The organism is Bradyrhizobium hipponense, assembly GCF_008123965.1.
GTDB classification, from domain to species: domain Bacteria; phylum Pseudomonadota; class Alphaproteobacteria; order Rhizobiales; family Xanthobacteraceae; genus Bradyrhizobium; species Bradyrhizobium hipponense.
The window spans coordinates 191,792-218,091 of record NZ_VSTH01000019.1; the positions used below are offsets into that span (position 1 = coordinate 191,792).

General features: G+C 62.6%; 30 protein-coding genes, 1 tRNA gene and 2 pseudogenes. 14 read left to right on the forward strand and 19 right to left on the reverse strand.

The genetic code is table 11. From position 1 onward, the window contains the following. Positions 1–66: 66 nt before the first annotated feature. The 9 genes from FXV83_RS07095 to FXV83_RS07135 form a co-directional block, all read right to left on the reverse strand. Positions 67–1,044 carry a TRAP transporter substrate-binding protein gene (locus tag FXV83_RS07095; RefSeq protein WP_148738476.1) on the reverse strand — a complete coding sequence of 326 codons (978 nt, stop codon included), beginning with the start codon at positions 1,042–1,044 and terminating at the stop codon, positions 67–69. Positions 1,045–1,083: 39 nt separating this feature from the next. Beyond that, positions 1,084–2,397, reverse strand: coding sequence for a TRAP transporter large permease (locus tag FXV83_RS07100; RefSeq protein WP_148738477.1), 1,314 nt, complete (start codon positions 2,395–2,397; stop codon positions 1,084–1,086). 2 nt (positions 2,398–2,399) lie between these two features. Continuing rightward, positions 2,400–2,999 carry a TRAP transporter small permease gene (locus FXV83_RS07105; protein ID WP_148738478.1) on the reverse strand — a complete coding sequence of 200 codons (600 nt, stop codon included), beginning with the start codon at positions 2,997–2,999 and terminating at the stop codon, positions 2,400–2,402. A 153-nt stretch (positions 3,000–3,152) separates the two neighbouring features. After that, a complete protein-coding gene (locus FXV83_RS07110; protein WP_148738479.1) occupies positions 3,153–3,950 on the reverse strand; it encodes an MBL fold metallo-hydrolase in 798 nt (265 codons plus the stop codon). Positions 3,951–3,963: 13 nt separating this feature from the next. After that, positions 3,964–4,740 (reverse strand): TatD family hydrolase, encoded by a 777-nt coding sequence (locus FXV83_RS07115; protein ID WP_148738480.1) that lies wholly within the window; start codon positions 4,738–4,740, stop codon positions 3,964–3,966. Positions 4,741–4,750: 10 nt separating this feature from the next. After that, positions 4,751–6,706, reverse strand: a complete 1,956-nt coding sequence (metG, locus tag FXV83_RS07120) for a methionine--tRNA ligase (protein ID WP_148738481.1) — start codon at positions 6,704–6,706, stop codon at positions 4,751–4,753. A 48-nt stretch (positions 6,707–6,754) separates the two neighbouring features. Continuing rightward, entirely contained in the window at positions 6,755–7,801 is a 1,047-nt protein-coding gene (locus tag FXV83_RS07125) for a DNA polymerase III subunit delta' (RefSeq protein WP_148738482.1), read from the reverse strand. Next, entirely contained in the window at positions 7,798–8,484 is a 687-nt protein-coding gene (tmk, locus tag FXV83_RS07130; RefSeq protein WP_148738483.1) for a dTMP kinase, read from the reverse strand. Before tmk ends, FXV83_RS07125 begins: the two co-directional genes overlap by 4 nt. A 2-nt stretch (positions 8,485–8,486) precedes the next feature. After that, a complete protein-coding gene (locus FXV83_RS07135; protein ID WP_148738484.1) occupies positions 8,487–9,749 on the reverse strand; it encodes a D-alanyl-D-alanine carboxypeptidase family protein in 1,263 nt (420 codons plus the stop codon). A 153-nt stretch (positions 9,750–9,902) separates the two neighbouring features. On the opposite strand from FXV83_RS07135, the gene FXV83_RS07140 reads away from it, so the two are divergent. After that, the gene (locus FXV83_RS07140; RefSeq protein ID WP_148738485.1) at positions 9,903–10,859 is read left to right on the forward strand and encodes an alpha/beta fold hydrolase; all 957 of its coding nucleotides are present in this window, start codon (positions 9,903–9,905) and stop codon (positions 10,857–10,859) included. On the opposite strand, the gene FXV83_RS07145 is transcribed toward FXV83_RS07140, so the two are convergent. Beyond that, positions 10,856–11,794 carry a septal ring lytic transglycosylase RlpA family protein gene (locus FXV83_RS07145; RefSeq protein WP_148738486.1) on the reverse strand — a complete coding sequence of 313 codons (939 nt, stop codon included), beginning with the start codon at positions 11,792–11,794 and terminating at the stop codon, positions 10,856–10,858. The two genes, FXV83_RS07140 and FXV83_RS07145, sit on opposite strands and share 4 nt — an antisense overlap. A gap of 813 nt (positions 11,795–12,607) precedes the next feature. Here FXV83_RS07145 and FXV83_RS44870 point away from each other — a divergent pair. Next, positions 12,608–12,736 carry a hypothetical protein gene (locus FXV83_RS44870; RefSeq protein ID WP_283811697.1) on the forward strand — a complete coding sequence of 43 codons (129 nt, stop codon included), beginning with the start codon at positions 12,608–12,610 and terminating at the stop codon, positions 12,734–12,736. A 34-nt stretch (positions 12,737–12,770) separates the two neighbouring features. Here FXV83_RS44870 and FXV83_RS07155 read toward each other — a convergent pair whose 3' ends face one another. After that, complete coding sequence (locus FXV83_RS07155) at positions 12,771–13,007, reverse strand: hypothetical protein (protein WP_148738510.1); 237 nt, start codon at positions 13,005–13,007, stop codon at positions 12,771–12,773. Positions 13,008–13,183: 176 nt separating this feature from the next. Between FXV83_RS07155 and FXV83_RS43885 the strand changes: the two are divergent. Then, a pseudogene (locus FXV83_RS43885) lies at positions 13,184–13,282 on the forward strand (TIGR00645 family protein); the annotation flags it as partial. A gap of 134 nt (positions 13,283–13,416) precedes the next feature. Next, complete coding sequence (locus FXV83_RS45115) at positions 13,417–13,644, forward strand: hypothetical protein (protein WP_148738487.1); 228 nt, start codon at positions 13,417–13,419, stop codon at positions 13,642–13,644. Between the two features lie 9 nt (positions 13,645–13,653). On the opposite strand, the gene FXV83_RS07170 is transcribed toward FXV83_RS45115, so the two are convergent. Further along, on the reverse strand, positions 13,654–13,842 hold the full coding sequence (locus FXV83_RS07170) for a hypothetical protein (protein WP_148738488.1): 189 nt from the start codon (positions 13,840–13,842) through the stop codon (positions 13,654–13,656). 311 nt (positions 13,843–14,153) lie between these two features. Here FXV83_RS07170 and FXV83_RS07175 point away from each other — a divergent pair. The 6 genes and pseudogenes from FXV83_RS07175 to FXV83_RS07190 all read left to right on the forward strand — a co-directional run. Further along, positions 14,154–14,540 (forward strand): annotated as a pseudogene (locus FXV83_RS07175) (helix-turn-helix domain-containing protein); the annotation flags it as partial. 133 nt (positions 14,541–14,673) lie between these two features. Then, positions 14,674–14,820 (forward strand): hypothetical protein, encoded by a 147-nt coding sequence (locus FXV83_RS42500; RefSeq protein WP_187435726.1) that lies wholly within the window; start codon positions 14,674–14,676, stop codon positions 14,818–14,820. 14 nt (positions 14,821–14,834) lie between these two features. Next, positions 14,835–15,032, forward strand: coding sequence for a hypothetical protein (locus tag FXV83_RS07180; protein WP_148738489.1), 198 nt, complete (start codon positions 14,835–14,837; stop codon positions 15,030–15,032). 564 nt (positions 15,033–15,596) lie between these two features. Next, entirely contained in the window at positions 15,597–15,722 is a 126-nt protein-coding gene (locus tag FXV83_RS44875; protein ID WP_283811698.1) for a hypothetical protein, read from the forward strand. Between the two features lie 410 nt (positions 15,723–16,132). Next, a complete protein-coding gene (locus FXV83_RS07185) occupies positions 16,133–16,687 on the forward strand; it encodes a DUF2939 domain-containing protein (RefSeq protein ID WP_235939329.1) in 555 nt (184 codons plus the stop codon). Between the two features lie 52 nt (positions 16,688–16,739). Further along, positions 16,740–17,012: a hypothetical protein gene (locus tag FXV83_RS07190; RefSeq protein ID WP_148738491.1), complete on the forward strand. Its 273-nt coding sequence runs from the start codon at positions 16,740–16,742 to the stop codon at positions 17,010–17,012. A 235-nt stretch (positions 17,013–17,247) separates the two neighbouring features. Here FXV83_RS07190 and FXV83_RS07195 read toward each other — a convergent pair whose 3' ends face one another. Continuing rightward, on the reverse strand, positions 17,248–17,535 hold the full coding sequence (locus tag FXV83_RS07195; RefSeq protein ID WP_148738492.1) for a helix-turn-helix domain-containing transcriptional regulator: 288 nt from the start codon (positions 17,533–17,535) through the stop codon (positions 17,248–17,250). 563 nt (positions 17,536–18,098) lie between these two features. Between FXV83_RS07195 and FXV83_RS07200 the strand changes: the two genes are divergently transcribed. From FXV83_RS07200 to FXV83_RS42505, 4 genes are all read left to right on the forward strand, one after another. Beyond that, the gene (locus tag FXV83_RS07200; protein WP_235939330.1) at positions 18,099–18,374 is read left to right on the forward strand and encodes a hypothetical protein; all 276 of its coding nucleotides are present in this window, start codon (positions 18,099–18,101) and stop codon (positions 18,372–18,374) included. A gap of 34 nt (positions 18,375–18,408) precedes the next feature. Continuing rightward, the gene (locus FXV83_RS07205; protein WP_187435727.1) at positions 18,409–18,627 is read left to right on the forward strand and encodes a PRC-barrel domain containing protein; all 219 of its coding nucleotides are present in this window, start codon (positions 18,409–18,411) and stop codon (positions 18,625–18,627) included. Between the two features lie 566 nt (positions 18,628–19,193). Further along, a complete protein-coding gene (locus tag FXV83_RS07215; protein WP_347341041.1) occupies positions 19,194–19,631 on the forward strand; it encodes an ATP-dependent DNA ligase in 438 nt (145 codons plus the stop codon). 40 nt (positions 19,632–19,671) lie between these two features. Next, entirely contained in the window at positions 19,672–19,818 is a 147-nt protein-coding gene (locus tag FXV83_RS42505; protein WP_187435728.1) for a hypothetical protein, read from the forward strand. A 262-nt stretch (positions 19,819–20,080) separates the two neighbouring features. Here the strand turns inward: FXV83_RS42505 and FXV83_RS43895 are convergent, their stop codons facing one another. The 6 genes from FXV83_RS43895 to ilvD form a co-directional block, all read right to left on the reverse strand. After that, on the reverse strand, positions 20,081–20,413 hold the full coding sequence (locus FXV83_RS43895; RefSeq protein ID WP_235939331.1) for a hypothetical protein: 333 nt from the start codon (positions 20,411–20,413) through the stop codon (positions 20,081–20,083). Positions 20,414–20,574: 161 nt separating this feature from the next. After that, positions 20,575–20,664 (reverse strand) — tRNA-Ser (locus tag FXV83_RS07225). A gap of 310 nt (positions 20,665–20,974) precedes the next feature. Next, a complete protein-coding gene (locus tag FXV83_RS07230) occupies positions 20,975–22,357 on the reverse strand; it encodes a hypothetical protein (protein WP_148738494.1) in 1,383 nt (460 codons plus the stop codon). Positions 22,358–23,014: 657 nt separating this feature from the next. Continuing rightward, positions 23,015–23,257, reverse strand: a complete 243-nt coding sequence (locus FXV83_RS07240) for a hypothetical protein (RefSeq protein WP_347341040.1) — start codon at positions 23,255–23,257, stop codon at positions 23,015–23,017. 353 nt (positions 23,258–23,610) lie between these two features. Then, entirely contained in the window at positions 23,611–23,985 is a 375-nt protein-coding gene (locus FXV83_RS07245; RefSeq protein ID WP_187435729.1) for a hypothetical protein, read from the reverse strand. A 301-nt stretch (positions 23,986–24,286) separates the two neighbouring features. Further along, positions 24,287–26,137, reverse strand: coding sequence for a dihydroxy-acid dehydratase (gene ilvD / locus FXV83_RS07250; RefSeq protein WP_148738496.1), 1,851 nt, complete (start codon positions 26,135–26,137; stop codon positions 24,287–24,289). Between the last annotated feature and the right edge of the window lie 163 nt (positions 26,138–26,300).

Genomic DNA, 26,300 nt, shown 5'->3' on the forward strand with positions numbered 1-26,300 from the left:
GCATCAGTCGCGAGCGCCTTCACCTAGAAGCGCGGATAGACTCCGCGCTTCTAGCTCTGTTCCAATTCACATCTTCTTATACGCCTCGACCAGCGCCTGGCCGTCGGCGCCGGCCTTTTTGAGCCAGTCGGCGGTGAGCTGCTCGCCCACCTTCTGGAAGCCCGCCTTCAGCGCCGGGCTCGGCGGCTCGACCGTCATGCCCTTGGCCTTAAGCTGATCGATGTACCAATTGGCCTTCTCTTCCCAAGCCTTCCAGCCGCGCGTTTCCGCCGTTGCGGCTGCCTTGAGGATGGCCTCCTGGGTCGGCTTGTCGAGCGCCTCAAACGCAGCTTTGTTGACGAAGGTGTAGTCCTTTGGAATCCAGGCCTGCACGTCGTAGAAGTATTTCAAGGACTCCCAAGCCTTCGAATCATAACCCGTGCCGCCCGACGACATGAAGGAATTGACCACGCCGGTCGCAAGCGCCTGCGGCAACTCGGCGGCCTGGATCGTTACCGACTGGGCGCCGACCAGTTCGCCGATCCGCGCGGTCCCCACGTTGTAGGCCCGCCATTTCAGGCCCTTCATGTCCTCGATCGTGGCGAGCGGCTTGTTGACATAGACGCCCTGCGGCGCCCACGGCACGGCGAACAGGAGTTTCACGCCCTGCGCGTCGAGCTTCTTTGCAATCGCGGGCTTGGAGGCCTGATACAGCTTCATCGCCTCCGGGAAGCTCGTCGCAAGGAACGGCACGACGTCGATCCCGAAGACCGGATCCTCGTTCTCGTGGATCGACAGCAGCACTTCACCCATCTGGGTCTGCCCGGTCATCACTGCGCGCTTGATGTCGGGCGCCTTGAACAGCGAGGCGCCCGGATGAACGGTGATCACGAGCTTACCCGAGGTGGCGGCTTCGACGTCCTTGGCGAAGGCGACCAGATTTTCCGAGTGCGGATTGTCGGCCGGGTATGCCGCCGGCAGATTCCATTTGGTCTGGGCCAAGGCCGGTGTCGTGGCTAACAAGACGCCGGCGATCAGGCTTGCGCGAAATAAACGAGACTTCATCGGACTTCTCCTCACGGTCAAATTGATAGCCTGGCGCGATCAGTCGGGAAACGCGAGCTTGGGCAGAAACAGCACGATCTGCGGATATTCCGTGATGATGAACACCGCGGCGAGCAGCAGGACGAAGAACGGGAACGCCGCCCGCGCGACGGTGAAGGTATCACGACCGCTCATATTCTGTAGCACGAACAGGTTGAAGCCAACCGGCGGCGTGATCTGCGCCATCTCGACGTGAATGATGAGGTAGACGCCGAACCAGACCAGATCGAGCCCGGCCTGCCTGACCATGGGCAGCACGATGACGGCGGTCAGCACGATCATCGAGATGCCGTCGATCAGGCATCCGAGAATGATGTACATGATGCTCAGATACAGCGCGAGCATGCCGGGTGTCAGCTCCTGCCCCTGGACCCAGGTGGCGAGCGCCGCCGGGATACCGGTATAGGCCATTGCCGCCGTGGTATAGGCGGCACCTGCCAGGATCAGCATGATCATGCAGGTCAGGCGCGTCGCGCTCATGATGCTTTCTAGGAAGTTCTTGCGCGTGAGCGTGCCGCTCCACCACGCCAGCAGCAGCGCACCCGTAACGCCCCAGGCGGCGCACTCGGTCGCCGTCGCAAAGCCGAGCACGAGCGAAAAGAAGACGGCGAGGATCAGCAGCAGGCAGGGCGCGAGCCGCGCCGACTCGCGCAGCTTCTGCCGGAACGGTATCGGAGGATCGCGGGGCGGAATCTTCTTGGGATTGAGCACCGACCAGATGATGATGTAGCCGGAATAGAGCGCCATCACGAGCACCCCCGGCAGGAAGCCGCCCAAAAACACCTGCAGCACGGAAACGTTCGCCGTGACCGCGTAGACCACCATCGGGATCGACGGCGGAATCAACAGGCCAAGGGTGCCGGAGCCTGCCAACGAACCAAGGCTGAGGCCCTTGTCGTAGCCGCGCTTGTCGAGCTCGGGCAACGCAATCTTGCCGATGGTCGCGCAGGTCGCAGCCGAAGAACCCGACACCGCCGCGAAGATACCGCAGCCGATCACGTTCACATGCGTCAGCCGTCCCGGCAGCCACTGAACCCAGGGCGACAGGCCACGGAACATCTCCTCCGATAATTTGGTGCGGAACAGAATCTCTCCCATCCAGATAAACAGCGGCAAGGCGGCCAAAGTCCAGGACGCGCTCGCGCTCCAGGTGGTTGTCGCAAGCACCGTGCCGAGCGGCAGGCTCGTGGTCAGCGCCATCGCGACGAAGCCGACGAGCCCGAGCGAAACCGCGATCCAGACACCGCTCGCCAGGAACAGGATCATGACGCCGAGCAGAATGAACGACAGTTCGATCATGCCGAGATTGGCCATTGTCAACCTCCGCCGCCCTGCGAGATGCGCTCGATGAATTCGTCGGGCGTTTCGTCCGGAGAGCCTTTCTCATAGCTCGGCCGATTCCCGCGGATGACGCTTACCAACTCATCGATGAGCGCAATGGAGAGGATGACGAGGCCGCCGGCAAAGCGGAGCTGCGGAATCCAGAGCGGGAGCGCGACCACGCCCTGCGCCACATCGTTGAAGCGCCAGGAGTCGTAGGTCATCTGCACGGCGTGCCGGGTGAAGTAGAGAATGAAGGCCGTCGCAATACCGAGCGCCACGATCTCCGCAACCTGCTTGGTTCGCCCGTGCAACTTCTCCAACAGCAGACCGACGCGAATCATCTCGCCGCGCTTGAAGGTGTGGGCGAGTCCGAGGAAAGCCATCGCAGCCATGCACCACGATGCGAAATCGTCACCGGCGGGAATGTTGAGGGCAAATTGCCGCCCGATCGACATGATCATCATGATCGCGAAGATCGCGACCAGGAAGACGCCTGCTGTGTAGCCCGCGCCAAGATAGAGAAGGTCCAGAGTGCGTCGAACCAATCCAACAGCCGCCGCATCGTTGCCGTGCCCTGCCAACGTGGTCCCCATCCTCTGCGGCTCAATCGAACCCGGCGGTTATTGCAGGTTCTGCTTGATTATCGCCACCATCCAACGTCTGTCTTTGAGACGTTAGACCAACACGATGGGGCTCGCGAAAGCAAGGAGCATGCCGGCCTGCGGCACAATTTCTGCCGGATACGCTCAGTGCGTCTCCAGCCGCAGGCCGTCATAGGCCGGCACCACGCCTGCCGGCAGCGACTGCCTGATCACCTCATAGTCGACGTCGGCCGTCATATTGGTGATGACCGCGCGCTTCGGCTTGAAGCGCTCGATCCAGGACAATGCATCGTTGATGCTGAAATGGCTGGAATGGCCAGTGTAGCGCAGGCCGTCGACGATCCAGAGATCGAGATTTTCCAGCGCGCCCCAGCTCTCGCGCGGGATGTCGTTGAGGTCGGGCGTATAGGCGGCGTTGCCGATGCGAAAGCCGAGCGCGGGGATCTGGCCGTGCTGGACCAGGAATGCCGTCAGCGTCACCGCGCCGCCCTTCCCCAGGATGGTCTGGCTCTCGCCCGCCTCGATCGAATGGCGGGTCAGGATGGGCGGATAGTCGCTACCCTCGGGCGAGATAAAGCAATAGGAGAACCGCGCCATAATATCCTTGGCGGTCGACTGGTTGAAATAGGTCGGAATGCGCCGGCGCATGTGCAGCACGACCGAGCGCAGATCGTCCATGCCATGGGTCTGGTCGGCATGCTCATGGGTCAGGAACACCGCGTCAATGTGATCGACATTAGTATCGATCAATTGCTCGCGCAAATCGGGCGAGGTGTCGATGACGATCCGCGTGGTGCCGTGCTCGGCGGCCTGCTCGACCAGCAGCGAGCAGCGGCGGCGGCGGTTCTTCGGGTTTGCAGGATCACACGCGCCCCAGCCGAGCGCCGGGCGCGGCACGCCGGCCGAGGAGCCGCAACCCAGGATCGTCAGCGTCAGTGTCATGCGGCTCCCGGTCTTAAGCTTTCACCTTGGAGAACAGGCGGAAGAAGTTTTCGGTGGTCTGGCGCGAGATCTCCTCGAGCGACACGCCGCGCGTTTCGGCGAGCACCTTGGCGACCTCGACCACATAGGCTGGCTCGTTGCGTTTGCCCCGGAACTTGCCGGGCGCAAGGTAGGGAGAATCCGTCTCAACCAGAATGCGACCCGACGGTAGTTCGGCCGCGAGCGCGCGCAGCGCTTCCGACTTCTTGAAGGTCAGGATGCCCGTGAAGCCGATATACAGCCCGAGCGATACTGCCTTCAACGCAAGTTCGCGGCCGCCCGTGTAACAATGAAGCACCGCGCGAAACGATCCGCTTGCTGCCTCCTCTTCCAGGATGCGGGCGCAATCCTCGTCTGCCTCGCGGGTGTGGATCACGAGCGGCAGGCCGGTCGCGCGGGCGGCCGCTATGTGGCTGCGAAAGCCCCTCGCCTGCGCCTCTGGCGCGCCATTGTCGTAGAAATAGTCAAGCCCGGCTTCCCCGAGCGCGACGACCTTGGGATGCTGCGTCAGCGCGATCAGCTCGTCCGGCGAAATCCCGTCCTCCTCATCCGCGTTATGCGGATGGGTGCCAACCGAGCAATATACGTCGTCGTAGCGCTCAGCGATGGCGAGCAGGTCCTTTAGCCGACGCACCCGTGTCGAGATCGTGACCATGCGGCCGATTCCAGCCGCACGCGCGCGTGAGACGATGCCGTCGATGTCGTCCGCAAAATCCGGAAAATCCAGATGGCAGTGGCTGTCGACCAGCATCGCGCGAACCTCAGGCCGCCGGCTCAACGTAGCGCGGGAAAGCCGGCGTCGGCGCCGGCAACGTCGTGCCGGGCGCAATCCGCTTCGTGCCGCCGAGCGCGGCAAAGGTGCGCTCTCCTTCCGGGATGCCGAGGCTGTCGAGCAGCAATCCCGAAGCGGTCGGCATCACCGGCTGGGCTAGGATCGCGATCTGGCGCACGACTTCCGCGGTGACGTAGAGCACGGTCTTCTGCCTGACAGGATCAGTCTTGGCGAGCGCCCACGGCGCTTCGCCCGCAAAGTAGCGGTTGGCTTCCGCCACTACGGCCCACACGGCGCTGAGCCAGTGGTGGATCTGCTGAGTCGCCATTGCCTCGCGGGACACCGCCAGCATGCCGTCGGCCTGCGACAGGATCGCCTTGTCGTTGTCGCTGAACGCACCCGGCTCCGGCAGCACGCCAGCGAACTGCTTGGCGATCATCGACAGCGAGCGCTGCGCGAGATTGCCAAGATCATTGGCGAGATCGGCATTGATGCGCGCGACGATGGCCTCATGGCTGTAGTTGCCGTCCTGGCCGAACGGCACCTCGCGCAGGAAGAAATAGCGCATCTGGTCGACGCCATACAGGTCGGCGAGGTTGAAGGGATCGACGACGTTGCCGACCGACTTCGACATCTTCTCGCCCTTGCTGAACAGGAAGCCATGGGCATAGACCCGCTTCGGCAGCGGAATGCCGGCCGATAGCAGGAACGCCGGCCAGTAGACCGCGTGGAAGCGGATGATGTCCTTGCCGATGATGTGCACGTCGGCCGGCCAGTAGCGCCAGTTCTTGTCGTTCTCGTCGGGAAAGCCGATGCCGGTGATGTAGTTGGTGAGCGCGTCGACCCAGACATACATCACGTGCGCTTCATCGCCGGGCACCTTGACGCCCCAGTCGAAGGTAGTGCGCGAGATCGAGAGATCGCGCAGGCCGCCTCGTACGAAGCTCACCACCTCGTTCCGGCGCGAGTCCGGGCCGATGAATTCGGGATGGTCTTCGTAGAGCTTCAGAAGCTTGTCCTGATAGGCCGACAGGCGGAAGAAGTAGCTCTTCTCCTCGACCCACTCGACCGGCGTGCCCTGCGGCCCAATTCGCACCCCGTCGTCGTTTACACGCGTCTCATCCTCGGCGTAATACGCCTCGTCCCGCACCGAGTACCAGCCGGCATAGGTATCGGCATAGATGTCGCCGTTCGCAGCCATGCGCCGCCAGATCTCCTGGCTGGAGCGATGGTGTTGCTCTTCGGTGGTGCGGATGAAGCGATCGAACGACACGTTCAGACGCTGGTCCATCGCCTTGAAACGGCCGGCATTGCGAGCGGCGAGTGCGGCCGGGGCGAGCCCCTCGTTCTGCGCGGTCTGGATCATCTTCAGGCCATGCTCGTCGGTACCGGTAAGAAAGAACACGTCTTTGCCGTCGAGCCGCGCGAAGCGCGCCAATACATCGGTCGCGATCGCCTCATAGGCGTGGCCGATATGCGGGGTGCCATTGGGATAGGCAATTGCAGTCGTGATGTAGAAGACGTTGTCGCGTGCAGGTGTCGCAATGGGCGGCGCGGCTTTCGGCGCGGCAACTGCCTTCGGCGCGCGCGGCGCGTTCGGCCTGGCGGCTCGGGGTGCGGCGACGGGAGCCGGCGCCACGGCAGCGGTCGTCCCCGCCTTCCTGGCCGCCGTCTTTGTCGGGGCCTTCGCCGGCTTCTTGGCAGTCGTCTCGGCAACCTTCTTCGTCACGGCCTTCTTGGCGGCGACCTGCTTCTTCGCAGCCTTCTTTGCATTCTTTGCAGGTTTCGCTGCGGTCTTGTTCGTGCGCTTTTTGGCGGCCGCCTTGGTCTTGTTCGTCTTCTTCACGGCTTTGCGGGCGCGCGCCTTCGCGAGCTTCTTCGTGGCTTTCTTAACAGCCTTCTTGCCGCTCTTGTGTTTGACGGTTTTCTTAGCTCGCGTGGCCACCACGAATTCCTTTACCGGCTTCTCGAAAATTTGGAAACGAACCTGCGCCTAGCGCGTTGCGTCCGCCAGCCAGCCGAACACCGAGAAGACCAGGGGCTTGCGCTCCAGATTATAGGTTTCGGTGTCGCGTGCGGCGCGGACGATCTTTTCCCATACCTCCGCAAGGCGCGCAAGGCGCGGCAGGTTCTGGTTGGCATTGGCCTCGTCGGCATGCAGGCGCTCGGCGATCCAGCGGTCGATGCCGTCGATGAAGGCCGCAAGCGCGACGCGGTCGCTGGTGCCGAGCGAATCGCCGAGCGTGTGCAGTTCACGAGGATCGATCTGCGGCAGGCGCGCGAGCAGCGCAGCCGTGCGCTGCTGAAGTTTCAGGGCGTCGCCGCCGAGCAGCGTCAGCGCTCGTGCGACGCTGCCCTCGCAGGCCTCCGCCCCTTCACGCAGCGCCGGGTCGTTCGGATCGAGATCGGCGGCTGCCGCCGCAGCGGCAATCACCTCGTCGGTCGCGAGCGGACGCAGGCGCAGCTTGCGGCAGCGCGACTGGATCGTTGCGAGCACGCGCGCAGGTGCATGGCTCACCAGCAGGAACAGCGATTGCTGCGGCGGCTCCTCCAAAATCTTGAGAAGCGCGTTGGCCGCATTCGGATTGAGCTCGTCGACGGTGTCGACGATGCAGACGCGCCAGCCCTCAGCCGCCGCGGTCGAGCCGAAGAACGAGATGGTCTCGCGCGTCTCGTCGACGGTAATCACCGTGCGCATCACTCCGCGATCGTTCGCGGTGCGCTCCAACGCCAACAACCCGCCATGGGATTCCGCGGTCACCTGCCGCGCCACGGCATCGTTCGGATCGATCGCGAGGTTCTCGGCGCGCTGCACGGTCGGCGCCAGCGGTTGGCCGTGAGCGAGCACGAAGCGCGCCATGCGATAGGCGAGCGTCGCCTTGCCGATGCCCTGCGGCCCGCCAATCAGCCAGGCATGCGGGATCCGCCCGCCGCGATAGGCGGCCAGTAGCGCCGTCTCCGCCTCGCGATGGCCGAACAGCCGGCCGGTCTCGCGCGGATGCGGTATGGCCGTCTCGCGCCCGGTCTGACGCCGGCTCATGCTGAGACCACCGATGCCGGCGTTGGAAGGAGGCGATCGCGCACCGCCGCCCAGACGCGCCCGGCAACCGTGTCGGGGTCGGAATTGGCGTCGATCAGCACGCAGCGTGCGGGTTCCTCCGCAGCGATCTTGCGGTAAGCATCGCGCAGGCCCTCGTGGAACTTGAGGTTCTCACCCTCGAACCTGTCAGGCGTGCCGCTGCCGCGCCGTGCGGCGGCGCGCTGCAAGCCGATCTCGACCGGTAGGTCGAGGATGATGGTGAGATCCGGCTTGAGATCGCCGATCGTGACCCGCTGCATCGCGTTGATCAGCCCGGCCGGCACGCTGCCGAGGCTGCCCTGATAGGCGCGTGTCGAGTCGGCGAAACGATCGCACAGGACCCAAGTGCCCTGTTTGAGCGCGGGTTCGATTACGGTGCGGACATGGTCATCGCGCGCGGCAGCAAACAGCAGCGTCTCGGCCTCGGGTCCGAGCAGCTTGCCCATGCCCGACAAAACCAGATAGCGCATGATTTCGGCGCCGGGCGAGCCGCCCGGCTCGCGCGTGACCAAGATGCGCAGCTTCGCCGCACTGAGCCGGCTGGCGAGCTTCTTGATCTGGGTCGACTTGCCCGTCCCCTCGCCGCCTTCAAAGGTGATGAAGCGTCCGCGTCCGGGCGCCCGCTGTAGCGCGCTTTCACTCATGATCAGAGCTTCTCGGCGCCCGCGCGGAACATCCCGATCACGAGCTCGCTGGCGCCGTCGATCGCGCGGCGCATGGTCGAGCCGGTGCCAATTGCTTCGGCCGCATAGACCGGCGTCTCCACCGCGATATTGCCGCTGCGCCAGACCCGCACCACGCCGACCTTCTGGCCGGCCTCGACCGGCGCGCGCACTGGGCCGCTATAGACGACGCGCGCGATCAGCTTGTCGCTGCCGTTCTTGTGTACCATCACCTTCACTGGCGTCTTGGCGACGAGTTTCACCGAACGGCTCTCACCGCCAAACACTTTTGCGTAGCCGACGGGCTGGTCGGCCGCGATCAGCGTGCGGGTCTCGAAATTGCGGAAGCCCCATTCCAGCATCTTCTTGGCTTCGGTGGCACGATCCTCAGGGTCTTCCAGTCCGTTGACGACGACGATCAGCCGCGTGCCGTTCTGCACGGCCGAGCCGACCATGCCGTAGCCGCCCTCCTTGGTGTAGCCGGTCTTGAGGCCGTCAGCGCCTTCCATCGAATTGAGCAGCGGATTGCGGTTGGGCTGGCGGATCTTGTTCCACGTGTACTCCTTCTCGCCGAACAGTTTGTAGAATTCGGGGAAGTCCAGGATGATGTGGCGGGCAAGGATAGCGAGCTCGCGCACCGTCATCTTGTTGCCGGGATCGGGCAGACCGTTGGAGTTGCCGAAGGTCGACTTGGTCATGCCGAGTTCGCGGGCGCGCTTGGTCATGAAGTCGGCGGCAAAGATCCGCTCGTTGCCGGCGATGCCTTCGGCCAGCGCAATGCAGGCGTCGTTGCCGCTCTGGATGATCGCGCCGTGCAAGAGATCATCGACGGAGACCTTGCTGTTGATGGCGGCAAACATGGTCGAGCCGCCCGAGGGCGCCCCGCCCTTGCGCCAGGCGTTCTCGCTGATCCGGTACTCGTCGGTGGGCTTGATGTCGCCTTTCTTGATGGCGTTGAAGACGACCTCGGCCGTCATCAGCTTCATCATGCTGGACGGCGCGCGCAGCTCGTCGGCGTTCTTCTCGAACAACACGCTGCCGCTGGAGGCCTCGGTCAGGATCGCGGTGGGGGCATCTCCGTCAAAACCGGACTCTTCCGCTTTCTTGGCGCCCTGGACGCTCTGGTTGGCGGCCTGGAGCACCCCGCCCCAGCCGACGCTCGCCATCAGAACCGCCGCGAACAGCCCGCGCGCCAGCGCTCCAGCCGTGAGCCGGGGGCGACAAAGCGAAGAAACACGACATGCCATGGCCAAGCCCTGAGAGCGGCGTTCTAACAGTTGGAACCAGTGCGAACAACACGAGGTTGGCCGCTTGTCCGTGAGATTGCACGATTCTCGTCGCGCCCCTATCGTGCCACCTCATGTTTTGCGACCAAACCCCTGAAACAAGGCGGAAAAGCGATGTCTTCCACCCGCGTGATCAAGGCCAACGGGATCGACCTGTTCATCCGCGAAGCCGGCGAGGGACCGCTGGTCGTGCTGTGCCATGGCTGGCCGGAACTCTCCTACTCCTGGCGGCATCAGATCCCGGCGCTCGCAGCCGCCGGCTTTCACGTCGTCGCGCCCGACATGCGCGGCTACGGCCAGAGTGCGGCGCCGCCTGATGTCGCCGCCTACTCGATCTTCGATACCGTCGGTGACGTGGTCGGCTTGGTGCAGGCGCTCGACGAGAGCAAGGCCATGGTGGTCGGCCACGACTGGGGTGCGCCGGTCGCGTGGCATGCGGCACTGTTCCGGCCCGACATCTTCACGGCGGTCGCGGGCCTGAGCGTGCCGCCGCCGTTCCGCGGCCGCGGCAAGCCGCTCGACCTGCTCCGCCAGGGTGGCGTCACCAACTTCTACTGGCAGTATTTCCAGACACCCGGGGTCGCCGAAGCCGAACTCGAGCGTGATGTCGCCCGCACCATGCGCATCGTGCTCGGCGGACGCGGCCTTGCCGATCCCAGCGCCGCGATGTTCGTGCCGGAGGGTAAGGGCTTCCTCAGCCATGCGACCTCCGAGGAGCCGCTGCCGGGCTGGCTGAGCCAGACTGACCTGGCCTATTTCACAGAAACCTTCCGCAAGTCCGGCTTCCGCGGCGGGCTGAACTGGTATCGCAACATCGACCGCAATTGGGAGCTGACGGCGCCCTGGCAGGATGCGCAGATCCACCAGCCCTCCCTCTTCATCGCCGGCTCCAAGGACGCCGTCATCACCGGCCTGATCGGCGCCAAGCGCGTCAACGAGCTGGAGCGCGTGCTGCCCAACCTCACGCGGAAGCTGATCATCGAGGGCGCCGGCCATTGGGTGCAGCAGGAGCGGCCCGGCGAGGTGAACGACGCGCTGCTCACGTTCCTGCGCGAGGCATCGGCGCGCTAGTACAGGCCGCGGCCGCTCAGGATGCCGCGCGCCTCGGCGGCGCCGCCGTCAGACACATAGGCGGAGGACGGAGTGCCCTCGGTCGCGTAGCGGCCATCTTCGTCATAGGACACGGCGCGGGCGTTCTGGAGTGCCCGGCCCCGGCTGCGGCTCGAGGCCGACATCTCCGAGGTTGCTCCGATCGAGGCGACGTCGGCAGAACTGTTGCCGAGATTGTAGGGCCGTCCCTCCGGCATTGGGACCTCGCCGCGGATTGCTCCCCGTCCCGGGGACGCAAGCTCAGGCACGAACGGTCTTGCTGAGGCGACGCGAACCATGGACGGGCTCGGTGCCGGAACGCCGGCGCGCAAGGTCGCCATGAGCTGGCGGTCGTCGGAGCCTTCCAGGGGCGCCCGGCCGACATATTCGACACGGACCCTGGCGACGCCATTGCCTTTGAATTCAAGCAGTTCGGCGGCCTTGTTCGAAACGTCGATGAGCCGATTGCCGTGATACGGGCCTCGGTCATTGACGCGGACGATCAGCGATTTGCCGTTCGAGACGTTGGTCACCCGCGCGTAGCACGGCATCGGCAGGGTCGGATGCGCTGCCGTCAGCGAGGTCATGTCGAACACTTCGCCATTGGCGGTCAGGCGGCCGTGGAAATCGTCGCCATACCAGGAGGCCATGCCCTCGGCACGGTAGTTGACGTCCTCCTCGGGCACGTAGGTCCGGCCTGCCACCACATAGGGTTTGCCGATGCGATAGGTGCCGCCGCCTTTCGGAACGGGATCACCCAGGGCCACGACCCGCGGGCTCGAGGACACGCCGTATTTCGGATCGACGCGGCTGGCGAACTTGCCCGACGATGCGCAGTTGGCGAGCGCGAGGCAGGTCGCGGCCGCCGCAACGCCACGTGCGGCCCGCAAAACCGAATCTGACCGTCGGATCCCCATTCGCCCCAAATACCATTTCGCCGGAGACTTACCCAACCGCTTTGGCTGCGGGAAGCGCCTTCCGGTCCCTTTTCCGAGGCGGCCCACCACCGCGTCGGAAGTCGCCACGATATCGCAACCGGAACACGGCGGAAATGGGGAGCGGGCGAGGTTCGCGCCGGGATGGTAAACGGGACGTTGGCCCTTCCCCGTTTATCTACTGATCGCGGGCGGCTTCACGGCGGAAATTCTCTGTGCCACTCCTGAACAGGCTGTTGCGCCGAATCCTCACTCCATCCCCATTGTCGCGACTTTCACTGGAATTCTTTTGACTGTGCAGGGCCGCACGCGTTCTCTCGGGTGCAGGGCGGAATGGAATTTCACGATGATCGAGACGGTTTCGGCACTGATGGGTCTGGTAAGCGCGGGGATCTTCCTGGCCCATGCGTTTGAAGGTTACCGCACGAGGGCCTGAGGCGCTCGCGCGGGAGACATTGCATCACCTCTTTCAAGGCGGCGCGTTCGGACATTTTTTATTCGATCCGATCGAGCATCGAAAACGAGAGCGGCAGGTGGTCCATGCGCAACCATGATTTCGTATCCGATGGCTTTCTGGCATTGACCGCCGGCGGCCTGGTTCTGCTCTGCTCAAGCCTCGTGGCACTCGCCTTCGGCTGAACACCAACGACACTCCGCTGCGTTCAGACCATAGCCATACCGCGACTCAACAGTCGTGTTTGCCCAGGATGATCCCGCTCCCGTTTAATTGATTGAATTTCCGCCCTCGTTGCCTCCACTCATTTCAAGAGGCCATAACCAACGAGGGTGACGCAAATGCTCGCCGAGAAGTTTTTCCTGGTGCTGGAATCACTGATCCGCAGCGACCGCACCTATCCGGACGGAAGTCCCCGGGTCATCAGCACCTCGGCGCACGTACCTGTAAAGCTGCCGGGCCAGAACTAGCCGGGACTTCCGCGGGGCTCAGGCCACGAGTCGTTCAGCGCAAGCCAAGCAGCGAGCGGCGATAGAGGCTGTCGCGGGCTTCGTTCAGGCAGACGAAGCTGCCGTCAAAACCCTTGCCGTAGCGCTTCAGCCCTTTGGCGTAGTAGAGGCCCTTCCTGAAATCCAGCCACACAACCTTGTCGCCCGCGCAATAGCGCTGCGCCTGCGCCTCGTCGCGAAACGGCGTCAGGGGCCCCGCCGACACCTCCGTAGCGCCTGCGCCAAAGACCATCACGGCGCTGAGCGCGATCTTGCCAAGACCTCTGTCGAGACCTCTGCCAAAGCTGCTGCAGGACACCGCCCGCCCTCCGATCCGCACCGCCGCGCGGCGCTCGTTGGCCACGATAGCACGGGGCTGGACAATCCGCAGGCAGTGGCAGGCATCGCCGCGTCTTCCGCCGGCCATCTTGGCAGGTCCTGATCCACCTCACCTTCGTGGTCTCGGCGATCGGAATTGCCTTCGTCGACAAGCTCAGCGATTCCGGCATGCGCAAGCAGGCTGAATAAGTCGGACCGCCCCCCGTGGTGGGTCCGATCGCGGGCGTCAGGTCCGGACCAGCCTGATCGGCTATGCGGGCTCGTTTACCATTTGTTAACGAGACTCGCGGCCGCATGTCGTCTGGGGATATCGAGGCCGACGCATGAACAGAGACTTGCGGGAATTTCGACGGCTTGAGCGGCTCTGCCTGGAGCAGGCGGCGCTCTCAACCATGGACCTTGCGCGGACTGGCCTCTTGAAGGTGGCCGACGATTGCCGCGCCGCGGCTGAAGCGATCGAAGCGCGATCGCCTCCGCGCGGTGCATTCGCCGGCGCCGTTCAGGCGCTCAAGCGAGCGCCACTCGCATGGCGGGTTGGCGCCAGGTCGTAGAAGCGCAGATCAGCCCTTGTCGCGCGCTTCGCGCGCCAGCCGCTCGGCTCTCAGCCGCTCGCGATTGGCGTAAAACGCCTTTTGCGCCTCCTCGTGATCGCGCATGGCCTTTTCCGCCTCGATCCGGCGCGTCGCATCACGCGCCTGGCGCTGTTCGGGGGTCAGGGGTTTGCGTCGAAAGGAAAGGTCTTCAGTCATGACGAGGCAACGCGGGAGCGCCGGAAGAGTTCCGCGCCACGCACGCGAAGGTGCATTTGGACCTAACCAAAAGAGCTGAGCAATCAGCATCCTATTGGGCGAGCGAATCCGGACCTAAGGTCCTCCCATGAGCGCCAAATCCAAAAGTCGAAAACAACCCCATGCACAGTAGCTGGGACCAGCGGGATCAATGACTTATGTCGTGCGACGATGCCGTCTTTGACTCGTCGGGCAAAACAGGGGTAGTCTGGCAACTTCGGAAAATCCGTCAGAGGCGATCGTCGGTGCGTCGGTACGCGGACAGAGGCGCCTCCGCTCGCGCACAGTCGCGACGCACCTTGCATCGCGCCTTTCAGGAGGTGTTCGGCCTTGGCCCGGTTTCCTTCCTGCGGCACAAGCGCCTGTGCACTGTCCATTCCATTCTGCGCGACAGCGCGCCAGGCACGACCACGGTGGCATCAGTGGCCATGCACCAAGGCTTCTACGAACTCGGCCGCTTCTCACACTACTATTTCGCGATGTTCGGAGAGCACCCGCCGCGAACATTGGGGCACCCCGCGGCGGGATCCCGGAGGCCGAGCGGTAGCGGCCTAGCGTTTATCTGGGCGCGCTCGGCCAAGCGTAGGCCGGCTCTTCCAGCAAGCTTGCTTCGCCTTCACTTTGCCCGCACATCGCAAGTCCGGAGCCTGCGAATCTAGTGGCCGAAGGCGGCGGCCCGACGATGTTCGCCGGTATCGGCGTCATGCGGGCGCTGAACCGACACTACGTCCCGGAGTTTAACCCCAAGGGAAAAGAGCCGCATTGGGGGCGGCGCAAACTGAAGAGGGATCAATGACCGTCTTCGTTTACGTCAACATCGCCAAGCAGGTCGGCGATAAGGACCACATCAAAGTCTTCGCCACGGTTGATGCCGCGGAAAAGTGGTTCGAGGAGAACGATCCGGAAGGCGTCGCCTTCGAGTACGAGGTTCTGGAATAGGTTGAGGCGCCGCCATGAGGACGATTGGTATCGCGGTGTTCGTGATTTTTTGCCTCGCGATTGTCTACGTGACGGTTGTTTTGCACGGCGACCACAGCCAGATCAAACAAATTCGGGAAGAATGCCGGCGGATACACAGTGAAGCGGCCAAAGTGGCGGAATGCGTGGTCGACTCGACGCTTCGGCGCGCAAGGCAACCGCAACTGCCGTAAGCGCGCGCTGTTCGAGTACCCTGCAAGACGATGATGTGAAAAGGCCCGCCAGCGCGGACCGGCGGGCCTCAGTCTTAACGCCTCAACCACCGCCGGTGCGTCATCAGCCGCTGCCGGTCGCGCTTCCGGTGCACCCTGCGCCGGAGCATGGTCCGGCGGGATAGGCCCTCAGCGGGCTTGCGGGACTCGCTGGTGCGTTTGCCTGTTTCGGGCTGTCCGGTGGCGGGTTGGCTGGGGATCGAATCCACGGACTCCGCTCGCGGCGGAAACATAGGTCTTGCGATAGTCATGGGTGGTCGCTTCCAGGATAAGGGCTTTCCAAGGCCCCGCGCCGCCAAGCGCGTCCATGGTCGTTGGCATGAGAGCCTCCGACGTCGCCGCAACTCTCGAATCCAATCGAGAGCATGATCCCTAATGGATTGCGGGTATTCCAGGTCCGGGTTTCCAAGCCCACGGACATGCTCAGCTGATTTGGTTAAAAAAGCAATTCCCCGCGCAAGGGAAAATTTGCTTGTGTACGCCTTGATGTCGCTCGCCGTCAGCGTGCCATGGAGGCGTGGAGCGATGGGACAAAAGGTCCGAATTCTTGAACGTGCACACGTGCTGCCCGACCTCCTGAAAATGCTTCGGGAGCTCGAGGATCTGAGAGAGAAGGTCCGGCTCGCCGAGGCCGCCAGAGTGCTGCACTAGCCTAAAGCCAGCGGCAGCACGGCGGGCCTTTTACTTGCCCGCCGCCACCCGTAAATTTCCCAATATCGCCCGCGTCGAGCTCGTTCGATCATTTCGAAATGAGATCGTCGAAGCCAAAGGAATGGACAGAAGCTGAGCGAAAGCGGCTTGCGTGGTTGGCGCGTCGTCGTGTCGTATCGGAGATAGCGGTGGCGCTTGGGCGGCACGCCGGATCCGTAAGGCGAATGGCGCGCGCAATGGGACTTATCCTGAAGAAATAATCTTGCCTGCCTTCCGGCCCGATCCTCTTGCCGCGGCCCTCCGCTCGCGGAACACTCGCAGCCATCATCCGCTGCCGGGCGTTTTTGTCGCTTGGAACAAAGCGCGACGGCTTTGATTGGCGTTCCATGAAATGGGTCGTCGGCATCCTGGTGGCCGTCGTGATCTGCCTCGGGGTCTATGTCGGGTCGGCTTTCGTTTCCCTGTTAGATCTCGTTTCGGCCGTTCGGAACAGTGACGTTGCCCAGGTCATGGCTAGGACAGACCTTCCGCGGGTGCGTCATTCCCTCGTCGATCAGGTTGTCGCCGCCTATCTCGATCGGCTTGGGCAGAAACGGCCGGTGCGTCCACTTGAGCGAATGGCAATCAACAGGATCGGCGCGACGATTGCGGATGATCTCGCGACCAAGCTCCTGACGCCGGAGAATTTGTCTGTGCTCTTGAGAAGCGGCTCCGTTCGCAATGCGGCGGAGAATATCAGCTTTGGAACGATGTCAGCGCTCGCGGACCAAGACGTTTCGAACATCTTCGTCGTCCTCGGACGGATCACTCCGGTCAAGCCCGTCGAATTTGCGCTGGAGCTAGGATCGGCTGAGAAGGCCGGAAGCATCAGCCTGCATTTTTACGGAGCAGGATGGAAGCTGTCAGGCATCAATCTGCCGCCATTGGTGCTGTCCAACCTAGTTGACCGGCTGCCTGCGCGCTAACCCCTTGCGCTCACTCTACGGTTGCGGAATCCTGCCGACAAGGGGGATTCTCATGACTGCCGAAGTTTGCATAATGAACCGGTTGGCAGCGGTGCTTGCTGCCGACAGCGCGGCAACCGTTTCACAGTGGACCGGCGAAAAGGTAGAGAGCCGCTATTTCAAAGGATCAAATAAGATATTTCAGCTCTCGGATCACCACCCGGTTGGATTGATGATCTTCGATTCGGCTGGCCGCGCTGATGACGAGGTTGCGCTCGACCTTCTGACGGAAAAGAGCGGCGATGTGCGGCCTGCCGAGCTCGCGGGACAGGTGCTCTCGACTTAGGCCCGCTACTTTGGCTGCCGCGGTGATGTCGAGCGCGGCTGGCTCGACCTGCACGAGAGCGGTACCTACGTGCGGCTACTGACGCCCGGCCGGATCTGCTGGAGCTCCGTTAGGAACCGAGTCCAGATTATCCGGTTTGCTGTCTCGCTAGCTTGCCCAAGCTGGCGGAGCGGCCCCGGCCTATAACATCCAGCCCCCTGAAGCCGGGGCCGTCTCTCCGCCCTGCTGTCTCCAATCAGTTAAGCAACTTCTTGCGACGTCGCCGGGGAATTACCCTCATCTCCAATCCCATAACCGTCAGCACACCGAGAACAGTTGAAGAATGTGGAAGCTGTTCGTCGCCGAAGGCTCGATAAAGGCTCGTTCGTTGCAGACCGGTTTGTCTTGCGACTTCTGAAATATTGAAGTGCTCGAGCGCCTTCCCGATCGCCCTGCAGATTGTGCGAGCTTCAGCCGACTCGAATGCCGCGTTCAGCTCGTTAGCTAACTGGGAGGGCGCGACGGGACTATAAGTTTTGGTCATGTCGGTCTCCACAACAAAAGGGCCGGCTTTTTAAGCCGGCCCTTCGCTATTTATCGAAGCTCGTTCAGTACTTCGCAATCAACGGGCCACCGAACTTGTAGTTCAGGCGGACGAGGCCCATGTCGACGTTCTGATCGATACGCTCTGCGCCTTCGATTTGCGGATCAACGTCCTGCACTGGCGACGCCGGCCGCGATCTCGACCAGCTTGCGTGCAGCGGCTTCCGGGTTGGCGAAGGGGCGTTCGGTGGTGAGCTTCATGCGGCGGATGCTCGGCGTTCTTTTCGTATTCGCTGTCCGACGATCAAAACGGCGAGAGCGATGATCCCTACGGCGTCAACTACGAGTGCATAGGTCTCATATGGCAATAGCCGTTCCTCTGTATGGCCAAGCGCCCGCAGCCTAATCGAGCCTCGATTTGCGCTCGGTTCGCTTTGCGATACTGGGCGGCGCTTTGCCTTGCCGGCAGCCTTCGGGCGGACTGTTTTGCATTCCAGGACCGCGAGTGCGCGCCGTCTGTGCATTGGCGCATCTGGTGACAGGAACCTTGGGGACCGCGGGCAGTTGATCAGCAGTCCCGACAAGCGGAGTTTTTCCCATGCGCGAGAAGCGCAGGCTGGTAGCGGCAGTAGCGTCCGCCCGCACCACCAAGGCATCGATTGCCCCCTGAGAACCGGTTATGCCTTTATCGTCGACGGTCATGTCAAGACGACCTTCGCGGCGAAAGCGAGCGCCCTGGAAGCCGACATACAGCTGAAGAACCGATTCCCTCGGCTTCAGGTCAAGATCTACGACGCCGAAAACAAGCTCAGCGAGGTTATTGAGATCGCCCGCGCTTGACGCGCAGATCAGCGGCCCGTTTGGAGTTGGCACCATGAGCGCCTCGAGCACAGGCGACAAACGAGCCATGAACATCTTGCGTGAAATGCACGAGGCCGAGAAAGAGTTAGTCGGCAAGGCCGTCGTCTTGACTGACGGCAAGGCTGGCACAATCGATGGCGTCTTCCTCGATGATGAGCATGGACTCCGCATCTCGATCGCGGGGCATGAGGGTCGATGGCCGATCTCGACGGTGAAGCAAATCGAGAGCTGATCGCCCACGGCCTTGCAGCCTCTATCGCTGACGGGAGGGTCGTCGGGCCGAATTAGGCGCGGTGCCGAGCGGGCCGCGTTATCGATTTAATCGGCCCACCGGAAGCGCCGTCACGCTCGCCTGGCCTGATCCGGAGATCATCCTCTGCCCCCCCATCCGCTGATGCAGCCAATCTTTGCGGCCACCGCGCCGAGCGGCAGGATCATCTACCCGGTGATATCAACCATTCGACTATGTCGGACGCAACTTTGGTCTGTCGGGACTTCCTAAGCAGACTGTCTCGTTTGTGCCCTGGTGGGAAGGTCTCGGCTTCGTCGCTCAACTGCCGGGCTTCTATAGCAAGCCGTACCTTCAGCGAGGACTTTGGTTTGAACCGGAGGCGCTTCATTGATCGGTCCCCATGCGTGAACCTGCCTCATCGATAAGAACTCGCCGCAGCGAATAAAGGTTCATGAACGCCCGGGGAACGTTCATTGAACTTTAGCGATTTGACCCCGCCCGCGAAATTCTTGTCTGCGGCGCATGCGTATGGCGTACGAGCTCTGGATGGCTATCGCCTCTAGGTTATCCAGGAGAGCGACCACGTGCGCCTGCTCTCGCGTAATGGTAGCGACTGGACGAGGCGCTATCCGTGGATCGCCGCGGCCGCGCTGAAGAACCGGCAGAAGCACTTTGTCATCGATGGCGGGGCCGTTGTGCTCGGGATAGACGGCATCTCCGACTTCGACGCGCTGCACTCCCGCAAGCACTATCACGAGGTGCAGCTATACGCCTTCGACATTCTTGCGATGGGTGGCGATGACCTGCGGTCCCTGCCCTTGCACGTGCGCAAAGCCAAACTAGAGCAGTTGCTGGCGCGCCGGCCGGACGGCATCACCGTTGCGCCCTTTGAGCGCGGCGAGATCGGACCCAACCTGTTCCGCGCAGCCTGCCGCATGGGCGTCGAGGGATTGGTCTCCAAGCATCGCGATCGACAGTACCGCGGCGGGCGGCAGAAATTCTGAATCAATGTCAAGAACCGAAGCCATCCTGCTATGGAGAGCTATGACCGTCTTCGTTTACGTCAACACCGGCAAGAGGGTCGGCGATCCAGACCGCATCAAGGTGTTTGCCACGGTCGATGCAGCGGAAAGATGGTTCGATGAGAATGATCCCGAGGGCGTGGCGTTCGAATATGAGGTTCTTGAGTAGTGCCGCCCACTGACAGCGCGCGCAGCGCTCTGGGTCGCGACAATTAGGCATTACCGACGGCGAAGTCCGCTTCGCGCCGAGAGCTGCCCTTCCAGCGAGGTCGCATTTTGACCCTGAGCAGACCTATGTTGGGTGCTGTCTGGTTAGAATAAGGTGCAACGAAAAATTAGGACACCTGGCCCGATACAGATGCCACCTGCTCAATCAGAGGATGAGCGTCATGTGGTTGCTTGTGGCATTCATGGTTGTGATCGTTAGCGGGCTAAACTTCATCATCGAAAGGTCGTCCATGACGAAAATGATGAAAGCGGCCACACGCTTGACGATCCTCGCCGCGGCGCTGGCAACCACCTTCTATTTGATCGCCTAGCGCCGCCTCGCGTACGCCGTCCGAATAATCGGTGCATTCCTCCGCCCAAGTTGCAAAGGTTGACCGGAAGCCATGCACCGTCACGTGTCCGTAGCCAAGACGATCAAGCACGGCGAGCATTGCGTTTTCGGAGAATGCTCCGCCATCAGGATTGGTGAAGATCAGTTCGTCTTTGCCGAGCTTTAGGAGGCGCTCTACGTCGAGTGGTTTGAGCCGTCCAGCCATTGTTCCTCCGAGAGAATCGTCCTCCGAACCCACGGTCTTCAGCTACGGTCAGTGACCCGATTAGGAAGAACACCGACGAACTGCGAAGTACAGTCTTTCGGCGTAAGTCACTGAATTTGCTGTGGAGTTCGAACGACCACGAACAGTGGCGAACAATATACTGGCGGAAGGGGTGGGATTCGAACCCACGGTACCCTTGCGGGCACGCCGGTTTTCAAGACCGGTGCCTTAAACCACTCGGCCACCCTTCCGTATCAGCAGCATCAAGCACTTACAGGCGCCGAGATCAAGAACAGCCGCGCACAGATTGTAGTTGGGGACAAGTTTGGCCACTTTCAGGACTGGAGGACAAGGAGGTGCTCGCAGCCGACAGGTTATTGTCTGCCTGCTTCAACCGCTTCCGCTTCAGGTAGTTGCGGAAAGCAGCCCGCGCTGGAGTTCGAACACCTCTTTCGCACCGCGCGCGGTGCGACGGGATCGTTGCCTCCATCCCTGATCGGTCAAGCATTGGCTCCCGCCACCGAACAAGCTCGCGGTTCAGCGATACGCCTTTACGATTAGTTACGTTCGCCTTCGCCACCACCTCGAAAACGACGTGTCTTGCTCGGGTCCGGTCGGCTGCGTCTTGGGATGCAGTGAAATATTCTGGGCGCTCAGCAGAGCAGGAATGTCGGCGGGGGCGAGCTTCCCTGTTGCCACCATCTCGTCCGTCCTGAACTCATCAACGACGAATGACTTGCCCGCTTGCCTGCAAATAAGCTTGATCGTGCAGGCGACGTCACCGGGGATTGCCGCAACGATCTTGGCTTCGTTCAAAACGTTATGTTCGCTCGCATACAGCGACCCTCGGAACTCAGGGCTTAGGAAAAGAAGAGCCGTTTCCTGCCGATCGGTCAGGATCAGCCTCAGCAGAAGCGCAAGGACCATCGCATCCCGGCAACGATCGGGTCCAATCATTCTCGCAACGTAACTCGACTCCATGCGATTGAAGGTGACGCCGAGGCCGATCGCGAGCGCGAATATCAAATCGAACTCGGCATTCCCGAAAATGCCATGGCCCAACCATTGCACGATGCAAGCAAGAAGCCCGATGCTGATGTGCAGGGCGGTAAACCTCGCGGGCGTGGAGCGGTGATCGAAGATCGCCCATGCGCCCCAAATCAGTAGCGCGAGCGCAGACCATTGCAGATGCCCCACATTCGTCAAAACATTCGACCAACTGTATTGCCGCGGGGCCAGAAGATCGGGGACAAAATTAGGCCCGAACACGGCGACGCAGGCGAGAAGTCCGGCCACGGTTACCAAGCCGCTCACGAATGTCGCTCTGACGGCCTCGCGGTTCGATGAGATGAAGAGCCAGCAGAGCGCCGTCAGTGGGATCCCAATGATGTTGTGCTTCCAAAAGCCCGCGACGACCATCAGCAACAGCGCGGGCACGGGAGACCGCTTCTGCTGGCAAAGCCGAAGGAAATACACGAGCGCCGCGCCCATGATGGCGAGGCCAGCAAGTTGCGGATCGTTCGCGCCAATGTAGATGGTCGAGTTGCGCGCCATCATCGCGACGTACCAAAGCGCCGCAACAGTCGCGCCGAGGCGGCCCAAGGCCAAGATCCGGACCGAAAGAAATACCTCCAGGGCCAGCGCCGCCAGGGCCAACAGCGAGAGCGCGCGCCCCACAAACAGGTTGTCCATACCCAGCAGCTTGCCGAGCGCCCCGATCGCATAGAACGAGAGCGGCGGGTAGTTATTGCCAGCAAGGCTATCGGGACCGGGATAGATCGGCCGCCACGCAGCGGCCGTGTCCTGCCAATAGGCGTTCCACGACTCCGTAGGCCAGATTTCAATCAAGAACTGTGCGCGCCAAATTGGCCAAGCTAGGAAATAGGCGCCAGCGAGCGACAAGGGCACAATGTAAACGAGCGCGCGCGTGGACACGCGCGACAAGGATCGCGTTTCCGCGACGGCAATCGAGATAGCCAAAGGGAGCCCCCGCCCCAACTAATAAGCCAATGGGCCGAACCATAGGGTGCCGCATGGCGGCGACGCAATCGGGTAAATCCCGGTACTGGAAATTTGGTAAAAGGCTGCCAGCGGGAGCCTACCGTCCCGGCCGCCTATCTCGTCTTGCGCAGAGGCCAATTAACCTATTGGCGGGACACAGCTTGCGATTGCCTGGTCTAGTCACTACCCTGCAACGATTGTAGCTGCTGATATGTTGCTTTTCATTTGTTTGTCGGGAAAAAGCATGTTTGACGCCGCCAGATGTCAAGAACTCGCGATTGAATACCGGGCCCTTGCTCAATCGTCCGATCTTTCTGTGGAACGAGCAGTTTTGCTGAAGAACATCGCAAGGACCTTCACCGGATTAGCTAATCAACTGGACAGGCTTGCCGCTCTGACGAGAGAGGAAGCCCAGCGGCTTAGGGCCGGTCCGTCAGAAACAAGAAGCGCGCCTTCACCGAGCGCCTAGGCGCAGACTCGCGAATATGCGATGACACGGCATTGGAAGCGTCTCGGAGGATATTCGATGCGCATCGCATTGCCGTATCTGGGAATTGTTCTCTGCGCGTGCCTGACGGCATGGCTGTCTTCCATGCTGATCTACTGACGACCGAGCAGGTCCTCGCCAGGCGCCAGCAGCCGCACACAGGTCCCGCTTTCGTGCAGATCGAGCCAGCCCTTCTCGATCGCGTATCTGAGGCCGGCGCCGAACTCACTGCCGCTGCCACCGAACGTGAACATGAACGGCGCGTTGATCTTCTCGATGTGAATGCGGCCGTCCTGGACCGGCTCGACGCTTGCCGCGAACTGAACGAGCTGAAGCGGCGGCTTCCGGATCGGCATAGGGCCGCGCCGCGACATGCTTCATGCTGTGGCCTGATCTTCCCTATCGCCCCCGCGTGCTTGGCAGACCATGCGCTGCGCCGACTGCGACCCGGATAGCTTCTTCGCGGCTATTCCGTTTCGTTCAACGCCTTAATGAATGGCCGATATTTCTTGGAGACCTTGCGAAGCGCCTCGACGATCCGCTGTTTTTTAGCTTCATGGCTGCAACGCTAGCAATAGGCCAGGCAGCCACGAACGCCCTCTCGCGCATCTCGCCGAAGGTGATCTTGTGGGTCCGCATGGGGCGACATCATAGAAAACGCGGCGCCCCTAAGGAGCGCCGCGCAAAATCCGTTCTTGGCTGCGTTAGCTCAGTACCCGCAGGATGCGCAGCCCGTCGTCACCGGCGCGTAGTACGAATACCCCGGCGAGACCATCTCGACGCGCTGGCGCGTGGCGTATTGCGGCGGGATGCGCTCGTACTGGACGCCAGGGGGCGCGACCATCACGGTTTGCGGGACCATCACGGTGCGGTACTGCGCCGGGGTGCGATGCGCGACCGTGGCGCCGGGCGAAACCATCACGGTCTCGTCGACGGTGCGGTATTGCGGCTGCACGTATTGCTGCTGATAGCAGGTCGTGCACGGCGGCGGCGCGTAGCAATTGTAGCATCCGGCGGAAGCTGAGCCCGTCACCGACATCGCGGCGACAGCCGTTGAGAAAACGACAGCAAGAGTACGAGACATTGTGATGGTGCCCCAGTTGCCCGAAATGGATTTGGATCGAAGGTCGCGGCAATATACGCCGCGAAATCCAAAGCCGCCGAACTTCGTTGGGGCATCCTTAACGCGATCGCGGAGCCGCGGGCGATCGATAGGGATTCATTGACCATGCATGCTGACGCCACGCGGCCGGACGCGTCGCCCGGATGGAGCGCAAGCGAAATCCGGGACGGTGTCCCGTCCGGTCTCGCACTTGCCCCGGACTGCGCTCTCGGACGGCGCTTCGCGCCGACCCGTTCGCTCCATCCGGGCTACAAGGACGCGCTTATTTCGGGCGACGCTTGACCTCGCGCACCGCGCCGCGCGCGGCGCTGGTGGTGAGTGCGGCATAGGCCTGGAGCGCGGTGGAGACGTTGCGCTTGCGGTTCGTCGCCTGCCAGGCGGCATCTCCCTTCGCCTCTTCCGCAGCGCGGCGGCTGGCGAGCTCCTCGTCGGAGACCTCCAAGGTGATGCTGCGGTTCGGAATGTCGATCGCGATCAGGTCGCCGGTCCGCACGAGCCCGATGTTGCCGCCTTCGGCGGCTTCCGGCGACAGATGCCCGATCGACAGGCCGGACGAGCCGCCGGAGAAACGGCCATCGGTGACGAGCGCGCAGGCTTTGCCGAGGCCCATCGATTTCAGATAGCTGGTCGGATAGAGCATCTCCTGCATGCCGGGGCCACCGCGCGGGCCTTCGTAGATGATGACCACGACCTCGCCGGCGACGACCTTGCCGCCCAAAATGCCTTCCACCGCGGCGTCCTGGCTTTCGAACACCCGCGCGGGGCCGGAGAATTTCAGGATCGAGGCATCGACGCCGGCGGTCTTCACGATGCAGCCGTCCTGCGCAAGGTTGCCGTAGAGCACGGCGAGGCCGCCGTCCTTGCTGAAGGCGTGATCGAGGTTGCGGACCACCCCCTTCTCGCGATCGGTATCGAGCTCGTCGTAACGGCGCTCCTGGCTGAAGGCGACCTGCGTCGGGATGCCGCCGGGCGAGGCGCGGAAGAAGGTGCGCACCGCTTCGCTCTTCGAGCGCTTGACGTCCCAGCGCTCCAGCGCGTCGCTCATGGTCAGTGCATGCACGGTCGAGACCGAGGTGTCGATCAGGCCGGCGCGATCGAGCTCGCCCAGAATGCCCATGATGCCGCCGGCGCGATGCACGTCCTCGACATGCACGTCGGCAACCGATGGCGCCACCTTGCAAAGGACAGGCACGCGGCGCGACAGCCGATCGATGTCGCGCATGGTGAACTCGACCTGCCCTTCATGGGCTGCCGCGAGCAGATGCAGCACGGTGTTGGTCGAGCCGCCCATCGCGATGTCGAGCGTCATCGCGTTCTCGAACGCCTTGAAGTTGGCGACGTTGCGCGGCAGCACCGAGGCGTCGTCCTGCTCGTAATAGCGGCGGACGAGATCGACGATGGTGTGGCCGGCTTCGACGAACAGCCGCTTGCGGTCGGCATGGGTTGCGACCACCGTGCCGTTGCCGGGCAGCGCAAGGCCCAGCGCCTCGGTCAGGCAGTTCATCGAATTGGCGGTGAACATGCCCGAGCAGGAGCCGCAGGTCGGGCACGCCGAGCGCTCGATCACCTTGACGTCCTCGTCGCTGACCTTGGAATCGGCCGCGGCGACCATGGCGTCGATGAGGTCGACGGCCTTGGTCTTGCCCTGCAGCTTGACCTTGCCGGCTTCCATCGGTCCGCCCGAGATGAACACGGCGGGAATGTTGAGCCGCAACGCCGCCATCAGCATGCCGGGCGTGATCTTGTCGCAATTGGAGATGCAAACCAGGCCGTCGGCGCAATGGGCATTGGCCATGTATTCGACGCTGTCGGCGATCAGCTCGCGCGACGGCAGGCTGTAGAGCATGCCGTCATGGCCCATGGCGATGCCGTCGTCGACCGCGATGGTGTTGAACTCTTTCGCCACGCCGCCGGCCTGCTCGATCTCGCGGGCGACCAGCTGGCCGAGGTCCTTGAGGTGGACGTGGCCGGGGACGAACTGGGTGAAGGAGTTGACGACCGCGATGATCGGCTTGCCGAAATCCGCATCCTTCATGCCCGTCGCGCGCCAGAGGCCGCGGGCGCCCGCCATGTTCCGGCCGTGGGTGGTGGTGCGGGAGCGATAGGCTGGCATGGCGGTTTCCGTCCTGGTTGGGTCAGCCGGGCGGGGCAAATTTTCGAAGCCGCCTCAGGCCTTTCCGGCCGGATAGCGCACGGGGTGGGCGCGCGCAACGGGAACTTGGCCCGGACAGGGCTCCCCTGCTCCGGACGCGGGCTTTTCGTAGATCCTATGGGTG